Annotated in this window: 10 protein-coding genes; 6 read left to right on the plus strand and 4 right to left on the minus strand. The window is 41.3% G+C overall.

The annotated features are described in order from the left end of the window. Positions 1-90 precede the first annotated feature (90 nt). Together DYI03_RS11115 and DYI03_RS11120 are read right to left on the minus strand one after the other, a co-directional pair. On the minus strand, positions 91-1251 hold the full coding sequence (locus tag DYI03_RS11115; protein ID WP_021669196.1) for an imelysin family protein: 1161 nt from the start codon (positions 1249-1251) through the stop codon (positions 91-93). A gap of 317 nt (positions 1252-1568) precedes the next feature. Beyond that, the gene (locus tag DYI03_RS11120; protein ID WP_244916360.1) at positions 1569-2594 is read right to left on the minus strand and encodes a hypothetical protein; all 1026 of its coding nucleotides are present in this window, start codon (positions 2592-2594) and stop codon (positions 1569-1571) included. Positions 2595-2727: 133 nt separating this feature from the next. On the opposite strand from DYI03_RS11120, the gene DYI03_RS13765 reads away from it, so the two are divergent. From DYI03_RS13765 to DYI03_RS11145, 6 genes are all read left to right on the plus strand, one after another. Then, on the plus strand, positions 2728-2889 hold the full coding sequence (locus tag DYI03_RS13765; RefSeq protein WP_244916361.1) for a hypothetical protein: 162 nt from the start codon (positions 2728-2730) through the stop codon (positions 2887-2889). 611 nt (positions 2890-3500) lie between these two features. Further along, positions 3501-3689, plus strand: coding sequence for a hypothetical protein (locus DYI03_RS11125; protein ID WP_021669467.1), 189 nt, complete (start codon positions 3501-3503; stop codon positions 3687-3689). Between the two features lie 103 nt (positions 3690-3792). Continuing rightward, positions 3793-5790 carry a hypothetical protein gene (locus tag DYI03_RS11130; protein WP_242401867.1) on the plus strand — a complete coding sequence of 666 codons (1998 nt, stop codon included), beginning with the start codon at positions 3793-3795 and terminating at the stop codon, positions 5788-5790. A 558-nt stretch (positions 5791-6348) separates the two neighbouring features. Beyond that, on the plus strand, positions 6349-6726 hold the full coding sequence (locus DYI03_RS11135; protein ID WP_004355157.1) for a transposase: 378 nt from the start codon (positions 6349-6351) through the stop codon (positions 6724-6726). Then, entirely contained in the window at positions 6711-7709 is a 999-nt protein-coding gene (locus tag DYI03_RS11140; protein WP_004355165.1) for an IS3 family transposase, read from the plus strand. The genes DYI03_RS11135 and DYI03_RS11140 overlap by 16 nt, the downstream gene beginning before the upstream one ends. An 805-nt stretch (positions 7710-8514) precedes the next feature. Continuing rightward, on the plus strand, positions 8515-10809 hold the full coding sequence (locus DYI03_RS11145; protein ID WP_021668291.1) for a TonB-dependent receptor domain-containing protein: 2295 nt from the start codon (positions 8515-8517) through the stop codon (positions 10807-10809). 280 nt (positions 10810-11089) lie between these two features. On the opposite strand, the gene DYI03_RS11150 is transcribed toward DYI03_RS11145, so the two are convergent. Continuing rightward, positions 11090-13891, minus strand: a complete 2802-nt coding sequence (locus tag DYI03_RS11150; protein WP_021668292.1) for a M16 family metallopeptidase — start codon at positions 13889-13891, stop codon at positions 11090-11092. 146 nt (positions 13892-14037) lie between these two features. Next, on the minus strand, positions 14038-15303 hold the full coding sequence (locus tag DYI03_RS11155; protein WP_021668293.1) for a DUF4876 domain-containing protein: 1266 nt from the start codon (positions 15301-15303) through the stop codon (positions 14038-14040). Positions 15304-15415 lie beyond the last annotated feature (112 nt).

The following is a 15415-nucleotide window of genomic DNA, read 5'->3' on the forward strand; positions in this document are numbered from 1 at the left end:
GACGTGAAATGTTGGTGGCTGTTTTGGAGCAGACCACCAACGGTTATTAAAATTTTTAATGTTCTTTCGGATGTTTATCCTATGGACTTGTTAGTCGAGCAGATTGTTGAGGACGTTCAGAGACTTCTCCAGTCCGTCGAGAGCTTCCATTGCATCTCTTGCACTCTGGTCTGTGTAGTAGAGAACGAATGGCTTCTTCATGTTGCTGATCTTGGATAGAGCATTCTCAAGGTTAGTCATGACGTTCTGTGCGGCAGCCTTGGTCTTGTCGTTTTTCAGACAGACGCCGATGAGAGACTTTGCCTCAGGGGTTGTTCCGTCGACTGTACAGCCGCCATAGAGAGCGTGCTTGCAAGACATGATGTTGTCGTAGAAGTCCTGGATAGAGTTATAGGCATGAGGAGACTCGATGTAGTTGACGTCCGCACCTGTGGCAGGAGCACCAATCTTAGAGTCGCGTACCTCACCGATGATGTCGTTTGCACCGGCAATTATTTCCTTGGATGCAAGTACAACGGTAGAGTAGGTAGAACCGGCATTGCCTGCGTTCTTGAAGTTCTCGCCATAGTTGATGGAAGATGCGAATTCAACTTTGTCGAGGAGAGCCTGCTCGTCGGCAGAAACCTTGCCGCCCCATGCGGAAACGAGCTTCAAGGAGCTGAGGTAGAGATCCTGTGCTGCAGCTTTGGCAAAGTAGATTTCGTTGTGTGTCATGTCAGCGAAGTGACGTGGCTGTCCGTTGCGGAAGATAAGATATTCTACAGCGTGAAAGCCTGTGAGGTTCTGTCCTGTAGCGATAGCTTCGTCGATGATATTAGTCTCATCCTCATATCCTTCCTCTCCGAGCATAGCATCCTTATACTTGTTCATGTATTTGTCAAACTGAGTGCGGTCGAATGGCCATGTGTCTGTGTGAGGGTCGATAGCATAGTCGCCGGCAGCTCCGAAGAGGAAAGCCTCGGAGAACTCCCACCATTTTCGTGACCGCTTCCATGTCTCGCAAGCCTTTGCAACGCCGGCATCGTCAGACATGGCGTTGAGGTCGGCAACGAGTTGCTTGTTATAGTCGGCAAGGTTACGGTATGTTGCAACAATCGTGTTGTCAACATAGCCTGCGTTGACTTTCTTCAGCTCGTTGGAGTTGATTGTTACTTCCTGTTCGTCGTTGTCATCATCGCTGCAGCTTGTTAAGCCCATTGTGAAAGCCAATGCAGCTGCAAACATCATTGAATACTTAAAAAAATTGTTCATTTTCTTGATTTTTACTTTATTATTAAATTTTCTTTTTTATGTGAGTAATGGTAAAACTGAGAGTAAACCATTTATTTTGTTTTTAATATCATCGCCATTTTAGTAATGTCATTGTCGTTTTCAAAGTCAACTTGCTCAGTACTCTCCCGTAAGTACTGCAGTACTCTTGCGTAAGTACTGGAGTAATCTCCCTAAGAGTACTGAAGTAATTGACATAGATACATTACACAAATACTGGACTGTACAGAATAAAATGGGCGTTTTAATGTCTTTTCCAAATCAGAAACTTAAATTAATATTATATTCCAAACTTTAAATTATTTCAGGAACCATCCAGCATAGGTTATTCCCAATGAAACGCTTGGCTCGTTGTTGTAGCCGTGGCTGAGGAAGCGGTTGCTGTATTCTCCCTTGATTGTAATCTGCTTGATAGGAGAGTAGTTTACGCCGACCGCCATTCTCTTAACACGGTCGTATTTGTAAGCCACTTTCTGTTTACCGGCGGCATAGGTGTTGTAGTCCTCATAGCGCCCGAAGATATAAAGCTTCTGTTTGTCGCTCAGGCTGCCAATCTGCGAGAAGATGTTGTAGCCAGCCTCAAGGCCTACAGAGTAGGCGTTGCTTGCGATAGGAGAGTGCTTTGAAGGCGAACCGTCCTGTTGGGTGTGCTTGGGGTAAGCGTTCATGAAGGTGGTCATCTTGGCAGCATTGCCGAGATGAGAATAGGTAACATTACCACGTACTATCCAGTTCCAGCGCTTCATCTCCAGTCCTAAACTTCCGATTGCCAAGGCTCCGTGTACCTTATCATAAGATGCACTTGCCTTTCGCTCCGTGTTCTTGAAAGTATAGCCGTAGTATCCGCTCAGACTGAGACGGACACCAGGGATGGAATAGTTGTCGATGCGTGCTGCACCAGCATATACATTTCCCAACTTATACTCGTATGGGCTTGTTGCGCCATAATGCACGTAGCAGTTGTGCCCAAAGCGCTCGGCATCAAGACCGGAAGTGAAGATAGCCTCGTAGCGCCAGTCGCTGATGCGTCCCCAAAGAGAGATACCGACCTGGTGCCATGTGTTTGGCAACATCTTTGCTTCACCCTCAGAACGGTAGACGGAGAAGAAGTCGTTAGGCATGTGGTAGGCGTTTATTTCTCCGACAGGGATGATAATCTCACCAGCCTTGATGTTGAACTTACCTCCCCAGAAAGCCTTGTTAATCCAAAACTGCTCCAGGGCAACCTCGCCGCCGCGCTCTGTCTCAGCCTCGTATTCGCCACTCTCGTCAGCATCAATCTCTACGGCATTCTCTGTGCCGCCATGCTCAAACTCAATCTCCATACCCATGGTCCATCCATGGCCGAAGTTATAGCCGAGGTTGAGAGTGACGTGTGGCAGGTCGAAGCGTCCGTGGCTGTCGTCATTCTTGTAGGTAGCAGGATTACGGTAGCGGTTGAAGTGCTGGCTGTAGAAGTTGCGCGAAGTAACAGCCTCGCCATATCCGCCGATAGATAAACGTGAAAGGGCGTTGGCAAGTTTCTTCACTTTGCCATCGTCGTCCTTGCTTTCGCTTTTTACGGTAGACTCTGTTCCTTTGTTTGTGGTTGCATTCTCTTCTGCTAAGGCGGAAGAGTAAAGTCCGCAGAACAAAAGTCCTAGTAGAAGTAAATTCTTGTTCATTATTATATTATATGTTTTATATTATCATGTAAGAATGGTATCCTTAACTTTTGGAAACAAAAACATAAAGATTCATACGATGTGACAATACCTAAATATTATGAAATCTTAAGTAAGAAAATACGAAGATTTTACCCAGATGTGATGAGGGGAAAATGCTGTTTTAGCTTTTCGGGTTGTCAAACTACCTTGTTGTAGGTATTCCCGTTTACCTATTATTGGTTAAAATCTTCTTATTCCGAAATCTTGTTTCTGTAAAAAATTTCTGTTTGGAAAACATTTACCCTCAAATCCGCAACTAAGCCCTTGAACGTCCTTATTGCGTTTACACGTCCTCTCATTACTGAATTTGCTCTATGATTGAAAATAATCCCCCAAAAGGAGTGAGTTTCTCAGATTTAATTTGTATCTTTGCCACCTCATATCAGATTTTTGCTTGTTTGATTTTGCAACACTAAGATAAGTGAAAATTCTGACATAACAAAATCCCAAGCAACTTATTGTTGCTCAGATACTTAAAAAGTTTAATTTATAATAGTGTTGCGGAATTAAGAAAATAATTACATTATGCTTTATAACTACAACAAAGAGCAGGAATTCCATTCCCTATCAGACCGAGGTAAGCAGTACGTTACTCCGCGTATCAACATCACGGCTATAGAAACAGTGCATCTGATGGCTGGTTCAGATCCGAAAGCGACTATTGAGGACATTCATTACGGGGAGAACCTTACCGACGAGATAGACGACCAATAGGCATCCTCTTCCGTATAGACAAACGTATGTCAAATGTCTATACACTCATACAGGTTTTAATAACGAAACAAGAATATAAAAACAGAAACATCTTAAAAAAAATATGTCTATTAAAGTTTTTTCAATGGCTATCTTAGCCTCACTGCTGTCCGTGTCGTGCAGCCAGACAAGCACAGACTACGATTCCATGACAACCACCACTACATCTGCAAATGAATTGAAGACCTACGAAGTGGAGATTGAAGCACAGGCCAATGAGCCTGCCAACGAACCTAAAACAAGGGCCGCTATGCCATTCAAGGTTACGGAAGAGAATATCAAGGGCAAGACTGTTCTGTATCCGAAACTGAACATCACACAGAAGACTATGCCTTCGGTGGTGGTGCTCTACAATAAGAATAATGATGTCAAGGAAGTTGTCGAGGCAAACTGGAGCGTGATCAAGGAAGCTACAGGCATAAAGTTTAACCTGAACAAGCTGAACATTAAGAGCGACCTGGCTAACGGTGAATGGTACATTATGTCGCTGATGGGTGGTGAGAAGAACGATAACGGGTTGAAGGTGGATATGCCAACCGAAATCAACCAGATTGAGAAGGGTCAGACCTTTACTTCTCCTTGTCCTTTTGCAACCACATGGCGTCGCATTGTCAAGAACGGCAATAAGCTGAAACTCAGCAACGAAAGCAACAAGATGGTATTCAAGCCACAGGGTGTCTTCCTTGTCATGTCATTGGAAAGCCGTATGACCCTTCCTACAAAGATCAGCCGTGAGCTCACACTCGAAAGCAATGCCTTCTGTACGTCAGGTTCTTATAAGTTCAATGTCGGCAACAACGTTGGCGAGGATGCTGACTTAGCAGCTGATTATTGGGAACCAAACAACCAACTGGCTATCAGCGGTATGTCTGGCGTCTACGAGAAGTATAATGCAAAACATTATAGAAGCACCATCAAGCTCAACTATAATTCGGGCAAGGATGACGGTACGCTGCGTAACGGTCAGAGCGACCTCGACAGTTACATTTACTTCAACAGCTATAAAAAATCAACGGGTACTAACACACCAAACACCAGGACAAACCGTGGTTTCCTTCTCTGCCTGATGCCTGTCAACTACAAGAAGACAAGCGACCATGTCGGTATCGTCAATGAGACCCTCCTCTATGGAAAGGTTGATGTAACGGATCCAAAAAGAACGAACTTTACAAACAATACGGGAGTTTATGCCACTGAGCCAAACACATGGCGTCCGTATATGGGCAACAGATATCTCTTGGGCAGCTTCAGTAACGAGCTCAGCAAGGGGTCCAGCTATGACATGACGCTGAGGATCATCCGCCCTAACCTCCCTATCGAGCGTTTGTGGGCTTACAGGTACGGTAATAGGCTGCAGAAAAAAACAAGAACCGAGGCTGACAGGATTGCTCAGGGGCAGACTGTCGACAACAAAAACTATCCTCTTCTGAGCAGCAAACTCTACAGATTGCCAAAGTATACCGAGTTTACCCCTGTCTTCAACAATCCTAAGTTGCAGCTTGACAAAGGCGAGAAGTTAGGCAAACTAGACCCCTTCGATGCCGGAACAGGATATGGTAACTCATTTACCGTTGACAGTCATCGTTACTTCGTTGACCTGAATGGTGTTCAAAGAAAGTTCTCTAACTGGTACTGTGCTGAGAAAAACAGCAAGGTGATGTATGCTATCATGTATATGAAACCTGTGAAAGATATTGACCCTAACCCAACAAACAACTACAAGGTGGCTGTCAGGATGACCTTCCCAGGTCCTCAGGCTAAATTGGGTGTTGCAAAGGTAGAAACATATTATTTGGGTCCAAACTATAATCTGTCCTTCAATGTAGCAGGTTATTTTATCTGTCATCCTGACTTCTGGAAGAAGCTGGATCGTCAGGATATCATTTCACGTGAGTTCCAGTTGGGTTCCTATTGGCTTAGCAACGATAATACAATCCTGCTGCCAAATGAGCCAAAGTCAACCTACACTGATTTCAACCTTGATGGTATTGCACAGAATCTTCAAACCGGAACAGCAGGAGGGAAATATTTCCTCCCTTGGCTGAAAAGCCCGGCTTGGTAATAGCGGAAACTGATAACAACATACTAAAAAGAAGCGGCTCAATGAGTCGCTTTTTTTTGTGCCTTGAAAACACCCGCTCAGCCACACAAGAGCGATTATCGGCTGGCAGCGTCTGCTTAGGAATGCTTTCCCGAGTACACGCCTTGCCCAGGGGCAGACAACCTCAAACTGCTCACTAAAAGAATCTGTTTCCTGTCCTTAAAATGTAAAGAAAAAACAGATGTCAAAACCCCAGGGAGAGCATTGACGGCATTTGAATTCAGGCTGAATTGCATAGCAGAAGGGGGTGTGCCAAACTAGATGCCCCTCTCTTTTTTTAGTGCATACAACAACTTTCATAGGTCAGAGGGCGAAATTATAAAATTAAATCGCTATCTTTGCATAACCCATAGTTGCACTCGGCAAATTGAAAATACATTTTTTTGCCCTCGTTTGCAATAGCTTTGCAACAATAGCTTATGGATAGAACGATGAAGTGCTCTATAAAAAAGAAAAAATCAACCTGTCTTATCCTGAAATTTCTATACACATTTTCGGCGCATAAAATGAGTAAGAAATATGGTAAAAAATCGGAAACATTACAGTGATGAAGCTCGTTTAGGTTTGGTTCGTTCGTATTACGAATCAGGTTTGAGTAAGTCTAAGTTTGTTAAATTGCACAACATTTGCAATGTAACTCTCTTAAGTAGTTGGATAAAGCGTTACGCTTGTGAGAAAAAAGGCTTACCTTTGCCCTCTGAATCATTCGATATAGACATGGCAAATATAAGTAAAGAGGGTTATCGTAAAGAGTTGTCGGAATTGAAAAAGCAGTATGCAGAGTTAGAAAAAGCCTTGGAAATTTCTCGTTTAGAGACCAAAGCTCGTGATATGCTCATTGATAAGGCAGAAGAATACTTTAACATTTCAATCAGAAAAAAATGTGGGGTCAAGTAGCCACTTCACTGGTCAAGCAAGACAACCTCAGTGTTACGCTTGCTTGTAAGCTATTTGACCATCATCGTCAGTCTTTTTACCAGTTAAAGTCTGATATTGAAAAGGATATTGCCAACGAGCGTCGTGTACTTGAAAGTGTCTGCGAAATTAGGGCGGAAGACCCTGGTATCGGTGCTTATAAGCTTTGGCTCATGATGAGAAACATCTATGGTTATGAGGCAGTTATGGGTCGTGATCGTTTCTATGTCCTGCTTCGCAGACACAAGTTGATGCTTCCTCCCCCTAAGGTACGGCATACGACCAACTCCAATCATCGTTATCATAAATGGAAGAACCTTATAAAAGGCATTTCTCTAAACTCTGCCAACGAACTATGGGTAGCCGATATAACTTATATTTGGACGGCTCAAGGCGTTTGTTATCTACATCTTATAACTGATGCCTACTCCCATAAGATAATAGGTTGGGTATTAACCGATACCTTAAAAGCAGCCATGTCAATAGAAGCCCTCCAACAAGCCATCGACCAAGCAGTTCAAAGCACAGGTAATAGCTGCCTAAAGGGACTTATCCACCACTCCGACCGTGGCGTACAATACTGCTGCGATGCCTATGTTGAAGTCTTAAAATCGTATGGTATATCCATCTCTATGACAGAAGATTACAAGCCCACCGATAACGCCATAGCCGAACGAGTAAATGGTATTATCAAAGAAGAATACGTTTATCGTACCCACCAATTTGCAAACCAAGCACAAGCAAAAGAAGTTATCGGACGATACATACAATTCTATAATAACAAACGCCCCCACATGAGCATCGGCTACAAAACCCCTGCCATGGCGCATCAAGAGAAAGGACCACAACAAAAAAAGTGGAAAAAGAAAAAATATGATAAAAAACAAGAGACGAAAGAAAACAAAATTGTAACTTTACAGCGACAAACAACAAGTCAGGGGCAAAGCACATGCCAGCAACCCTGATAAGAAAGAAAAAAATTGCATGCCCCATTGAGGGGCATACAATTTTGACAAACAACAAGTAGGGGGTCAGCAAGTCCAGCTCTCATACTTTAAGTGCAACTTTAGGACTCTGTCTACTAATTTAGTATAGCAAAAAAGAAAGTGCATAGAAAGTTAGTTTATATAGCCTAAAAGTGTATAGAAAATTTAGGTAAAGTCAGTTGATATGCTTTTATTTTCAAAACCTATTGTTTTGAGCTCCAAAATAGCCTATTTTGAATGCCAAAACAATAGGTTTTAAAATTCACTTGTATTTGATATGAGCAAGAACATAAAAATAGGTTCATCAGGAATTATGTCGATACAAAAGAAATTAAACGAAAGACCGAGAGAAAAATTAAACTTTTCTACTCCAAAGTATGAATTCTTCAAATACGTTTTATAATTTTGCACTTGCTGGTTGACTCTGCGGTTACTTATTCATGCTTTTTCTTCTAACGACCGATTGACATTTTAACCCAAATCGGTCATTAGCCCGCAAAGGCTTTTTAAAGCGTTTAGATGTTATGCTTTTCTTCGTCTTTGCACCTTATTTTGGCTCTTTTCGTTTGTTTTTTCAGTTGTTTAGCCCGCTAAACGTCTTCAAAAACAACCAAAAATAGCTCAAAATAAGCTCGCAAATCTCGAAGAAGTCTAACGACCGATTTGGGTTTAAGGGGACAGAACATCAAAGCTGGAGTTAAAAAATATTAACTTTTAATCTTTTGTGTTTGAGTTATAATAATTTTGTTGTCTTCTTTATGTATTTAAGAAATAATATAAAGCGATGAGAAGTATTTTGTTTTTACTACTACAAGTTGTGAGTATTCAATTGACTGCGCAAGTCTTAAATGGAGTTGTTGTGAACGATAAGAACGAAGCAATACCTTTTGTAAATATTGCTGTTCTTTCTGTATCCGACTCAACCTTGCTTGGCGGTACAACTACGAATGAGACAGGTAAGTTTTCCATTGAGTGTAAATCAGTACCCTGTATATTAAGGTTTTCCTCAATAGGCTATACCACGCTTTATAAAAACTATACTGGTGAGCCTACTGCTACTATAAATTTGGTTGAGGATAGCAAGCTGTTGGGAGAAGTAGTTGTGAAAGGAAAACAAAGTATTTATAGAATGACAGCTGAAGGACTTAGTGCTACTATTCAAGGTAGTGCTTTGAACAAACTTCCTGAACTATCCGATGTACTCAATCAGTTGCCTTTTCTTAATGTCTCTAATGATGTGATAAGTGTGTTGGGCAAAGGCAGCCCTCTTATCTATCTTGATGGTAGAAAAATAACTGATAATACAGAACTGAAAGGATTGAAAGGAAACCAAATAAAGAATGTCGAGGTGATAATGAATCCAGGTAGTTGTTATGCTTCAAATGTAGGGGCTGTGATACGTATTACCACTATTCGTAACCAAGGTGATGGTTGGTCAGGCTTGTTTCAATGGTCGGGTATTCAAACACATAGATTTGCGCAAGAAAATTTTGCTAAGTTTAATTATCGTAAGAATGGTTTTGATGTTTTTGCTTCAACCTACTATCGTGAAAGTAGAAATGAAGGCGACCAAACAAATAAAATGTTACTTTCATATTTAGATAAAACCATAGCTGTAAATAGCACAGTTGCAATGAAGTCTACCGCTAAATATATTGTTCCTGTGGTAGGAATAAATTATGCATCGAATGACAATAGCTTGTATGCAGGAATGAAGTATTTCTATTCTCGAACCATTAAAATGCCTTATACTTCTAATGGAGAGCTTCGCTCTTCCGATTTAGAAGGTGACCATATAATGAATACATTTTATTTTCAGAATAATTATGGTGGGCAACATAATGTAACGGGATATTTTCTAAGAACTTTTAAAAACAAATGGCAGATAGAAGCAAATGTTTCGTATGCAGGTCTTAACCTCATAACCGACCTTAGTACAACGGAGATGGAACAAAATAGAACTGTAATTGTAGGAAGTCAAAACGATAGGAAGTCGAACGTGTATGCAGAAAATATAATGTTGTCTAAGCCATCTTCTATTGGTAAATTTACCTTTGGAGAAGAATACATATATAGTAATAGCAAACAAAAGTTTGACCTTACTGATGACGCACACGTTACAATACTTTCATCAAATAATAATCAAACAATACAAAACTCGATAGCTCTTTTTGGACAATACAGCAAACAATGGAAACATTGGAGTACGAATATGGGATTGCGTTATGAGTGGGTGAACTTCAATTATAAGTTGAATAACATCAAGCAAGCAGAGCAATCTAAAAAGTATAGCAGTTTATTGCCAACGCTTTCGCTCAGTTATTCTAAAGAGCAATTCGGAGCTACTCTATCTTTTCGTTCTACTATAATGCGTCCTTCATATAGCGTATTGCGTTCCAGCATATCTTACAACGACCGATATACTTATGAAAGAGGCGACCCCTCATTGCGTCCTTGCTATAAGTATGATTTAGGTTTGCTTCTACGTTGTAAAGATTTTGTGATGAGTGCAAACTATGTTTACTTGAAAGATGGTATTAGTTTTTATAAAGCATTGATAGACAATCAGCCCATTGCGTTGAGTACACATATTAATACAGATTATAGCTCTTTGCGAGTTCAAGCCACGTATAGCTCAACTTTTGGAATTTGGAAACCTACTGTTACATTGGGCGGATATGTTCAACATCTTAATTATAAAGGAATGAGTTATACAAAACCTTTATTAATTTACGCATTTAAAAATATGCTGTCGTTTTCTAAATCATTCTTTGCAACCTTTAATCTTGTAGGTAAATCTGCTGGTAATGATGAATTGGTTTATCGATATTCTAATTTAAATACCTCTGTTTCAGTTGTCAAAGATTTTCCTTGTGGTTTACAACTATCGTTTATAATAAGCGATATTTTTAATACATCACGTGAATATTGGGGTGCAAATTCTCCAGGGCTATCTTTTACAAAATGTTTGAAAGGTACTGCACAAGCGTTTTATGTTACTTTGCGTTATAGTTTTAATACTGCAAGTAATAAATACCGAGGTAAAGGTGCAGGTAATGACGAAATAAAACGATTGTGATATTTGGAATTATGTGCAAAAAACTATGGTTTTTAGTTGGAATTACGTGCAAAAAGGTAACTTCTTTAGTTGGAATTATGTGATTAGTGCGTAAAAAAGATGTTTGCAAAGGCTTTTTAAAGCGTTTAGATGTTATGCTTTTCTTCGTTTTTGCACCTTATTTAGGCTCTTTTCGTTTGTTTTTTTTAGTTGTTTAGCTCGCTAAACGTCTTCAAAAACAACCAAAAATAGCTCAAAATAAGGTCGCAAATCTCGAAGAAGTCTAACGACCGATTTGGGTTTAATTAGTCATGGTTACTTCTATGCGATTTTTCTGTTTGAGTAGTTCTTGAAGTGTGGTTTGTATGTCTTGCCGTGTCATGCTTTCAACGATAGACTTAAATTCGGTATCAACGTCTATGTTGTTAAAGAGGTCGCTGTACACGACATATTCCCAGTAGTTGTTCATACGCAGCACTTGGTTGTATATTTTCAGTTCGTAGGCTTTTACTTTATCGAGGTCTTCCTGTGAAGGTCCTTCGGCTGCCATTTTCTCGAGCTGTTGATAAACAATCGGTATCAATTCTGCGTATTTTTCGGGTGCGGTCTGGAAAGCTATTCGGAGCATCGCCTCGTCGTGCGGATGGTGCTGCATACTTCCTGCTGCCTGTACGCTGTATGTTCCGCCTTTTTCTTCGCGTACTTTCTCGGTATATACGATGCGCAGCAGCTGTCCGATGGCATCCATGATGAGTTCGTTCCGATTGTTGTACTTCATCTTTCCTTTGATAATGATGGTGGTGGTGGCTGATGGTGTTTTCTGTTCTTTCTTGAAGATGTGCAAGGTATCGCCGTCTATGAGGTTTGCACCATGTGTGCCTACTTTCTCTATTGCGCCTCCTGTCGGAAGTGTTGCCATGTATTGACAGAGTAAGGGTCTTAGTTTTTGAAGGTCTATGTTTCCTGTCAGTATGAGTTTGAAGTCTGCTGCATTGGCAAATCGCTCTTTGTATATTTGCATGATGCGGTCGTAGTTTACCTTTTTCAGCAATTTACTGTTCATGGATTCCAGACGTTGTGTGCCGTATGCTACTGCATGCAGGGTGTCGTTGTATGCAATCATCGGATTGGCGTGTGCATTTGTGAGAAATTCTTCTTGCTGTTCCATCATATTTTTGAATGCTTCGATGTCTTTTCGCGGCTGTGTAAAGTAGAGATAGACGAGTTCGAAAAGCGTTTTCATGTCTTTTATGTTCGAACTTCCTGTCATTCCTTCTGTTTCGTCGTCAATGAATGGACTGACGGTTGCCGTCTTTCCTGCGAGCATTTTTTCGAGTGTGAGGTCGTCGAACTGTCCTGCGCCTCCTATGGTTGCTCCTGAGATGAGGTAGGTGAGGTTGGGCATATCTTCGTCCTTGTACATGTTTTTTCCACCCATGCTGAACAGTTTGAGATTTACCTCGTCGGCTTCGAAGTCGGTTGGTCGCACATAGACACATAGTCCGTTGGAGAGAGTTATCTCTCTGTATCCATATTTGTATTCTTTTTCTGACAGAATTCTGCCCGGTGTGGGTAGTTTTTCTATGAGTTTGTCTGCAAGTTCTTTTTCAGCGTATGGCTCGTAGGTCTTTCTTTGTGCTTTTAGTATGAGCTTCTCGATGTTCTTTGCCGTTGGCATCTTGAATGTTTCTTTGTCGGGTCCAAAGAGAGTTACTACTTGATTCTTGTTGCTAATAATTTCTTTTGCCATTTGGTTGATGTCGTCAAGGGTGATGGTTTCATCAAGTTTCTTTACGATAGCAAGTTCTTTTTCGGGGTCAATGATAGGTGCTTCTTCGAGGAAGTTTTCTACGCATGCTTCCACGAAATCTCCGTTTCTGCGGTTTATCCGGTCGTTATAGCCGCTTTCGGCGTATGAAAGCATTTCTGCCTTGCCACGTTTGAGTTCGCTTTCCGTAAATCCGTTTGTTCTTGCCCGTTCTACTTCTCCTGTGAGGAGTTGTATTCCTTCGTTTACTTTGCCTTCCTTGAATACGCCCGAAAGTTCAAAAACGTCTTTTGTGGACGACATGAAGAAGTTGCCATCGCGTACAGATGCAGAGATAAGCGGCGCATCAGTTGCTCTTGTGAGTGCTTCGAGGCGATCGTTAATAATCATTCTTACGATACTTGTTTTGTAGTCGTCGGTGTAGGCTTGCAGCGTATTGCGCTGGTTTCTCGGCGTTACGTCTCGTTTCATATACAGCGTAAAGTTCACCGTGGGCTGTTCTTTGTCAGTTGCTGTGTAGAGTATCATCTTTTTGTTATCAGAAACGGGATAGTATATGCGTTCTGCCGGATTGATGGGTGCGGGGATAGAGCCGAACAGTTTTTTTATTTTGGCTTCCATGATGTCCTCGTCAATATCTCCTACGATGATGATAGCCTGCAAGTCAGGTCTGTACCATTTATGATAATAATCTCTTAGTGCCTGATAAGGGAAGTTTCTGACAATGTTCATATCGCCTATTGGCATGCAGTCGGCATATTTTGTTCCGGCATAGATTACAGGCATGGACTTTTCAGCCAGTCTTTGCATTGCCATTCCGATACGTCTTGAACGCCATTCTTCTTCGATAACGCCTCGTTCGCGGTCGATTTCTTTGTCGGAGAGCAGGAGATCATGACTCCAGTCGTGCAGAATGAGCAGGCAGGAGTCTATCACTCCTTCTCTGTTTATGGGAGCTGCCGATATGTTATATACTGTTTGTTCAACGCTGGTGTAGGCGTTGAGGTTTGTTCCGAATTTAATACCGACACTTTCGCACCATTTTACAATACCGGGCTTAATGGAATCGCCGGGGAAATTGCGAGTGCCGTTGAATGCCATGTGTTCAAGGAAGTGTGCAAGTCCACGCTGATGAGGCTCTTCCTGTATGGAACCAACTTTCTGTGCGATGTAAAAATCTGCTACTCCCTTTGTTTGGTGGTTGTGTCGGATGTAATAGGTCATTCCGTTCGACAGTATTCCTTTTCGGATGGTCTTGTCCATTTCTATCACTTTTTCCTGTGCGCTGACGTTGCAGGCTATGCAGGCTAAGATGATAATGATAAGTTTTCGCATAATTACTTTTTTTATATTATAAATATTTTTTTATTGTCTGGTTTTGCTGTGTCAAAAAAGCTCGCCAGTTTTTTCAAAAAAGCTGGCGAGCTTTTTTTAAGTTCGATATATAGTTTTTTTAATACACGATGACACGTTGTTCTTTTTCATTCTTTTCTGAGATAAGAGGGAACAGCGTTGGGCTCAAAATCGTCAGTGGAATTGTTGGTATCTACCCATTTCTTTCCTTCTTTTTTTCGGATGACAGATTTGTTGTATCGGTTTTCGTCAAAATCAACGTATCCGCAGTAGGTGAACCCCTTATCGAGTACAGGCGACACCAGATTCCATTCGTGAACGGTGGGGACTGCAAGGTTTACAGCATCAATAATCCATGCGTTCGGCATGAAATATTCGTATTCGTTCATTGGAACAACAATGTCGCCTTGCTTGAATATATAGCCGAATTTGTAGCGGTAATTTGTCATGTAGGTTTTCATATCAACCATCGGTCGTGCCAGAGCGTAGCTTTTTACGCCTCTTGTGTGCATGACAAATGTCCCTTCAAAGTTGGCATACCAGTTGATAAGATTAGGAATTTTGGGATTATCTTGATCGCCTTCGGGATGAGATGATTTGTCGTAGATCTCAAAATCAGCCTTGCTAAGGTCGAATGAATTAGGATTGATGGGGCGATGGTCAATGGCTGTGAGTGCTATAACCAATTCTTCGCCCGGTTTTACAGGATGTTCCTTTCCCGTTCCCGGTACAACGTATATCGTTACAATGGTCATTGCCTCGTTCATGATGTTGGGTTGATAGTCGTGTTTGTCATCGCTAGTGAAGAACGACTCGATGAAGGCTATCCCATCTGCATACATGATTGTGTCGCTGTTGTTACCGATTTTGATGTATTGGTCGTCCGTGTACATAAATCCGTCGGGCGTTGTCGTACCCGTGAAGAATATTTCCGAAATAAGAAAGCCCTCCTGTGCGGAATACACATTGAGCGCTATGTTGGTTTGGCTGCTTTCTTCGCTTGTGTTATTTTTCTTAATGATGACATTCTCACGCTTTGCTTTTACGTTAGCTTTTATTTCTTGTTTGTTAAGCATATAGGAGATGGCACCTTTTACCTTTATGTTGTAAGTGCCTTCTGGAATGAATGTTTCTGCAACGTATCCTTCCTCTATTGCTTTGAAATTGTCTATTGTGTATTGTTTCCCACTTTGGATATTTGTGAGTGTTGCCTCGCTTTGTGTAAGTGTGGCATTTTTTATGTTGAACGGCATGTTAAGGGTGAGCTTATGTCTGATAGGCATCATTTCATGGTCGACTTCATTGTATTCGTTGCACGATACCAATATTGTGCATAGTACAAGAATAGTTGTAGCAATCTTGAATAAATATTTCTTTGTTTTGTTTCTTTTCATTTTTTTTGTATTGTTATGTTAATAATAATCCCAAATTGGTCATTAACCCGGAAAGGCTTTTTAAAGCGTTTAGATGTTATGCTTTTCTTCGTCTTTGCACCTTATTTGGGAT

Origin of the sequence: Prevotella disiens, from assembly GCF_900454955.1 — a bacterium.
GTDB classification, from domain to species: Bacteria; Bacteroidota; Bacteroidia; order Bacteroidales; family Bacteroidaceae; genus Prevotella; species Prevotella disiens.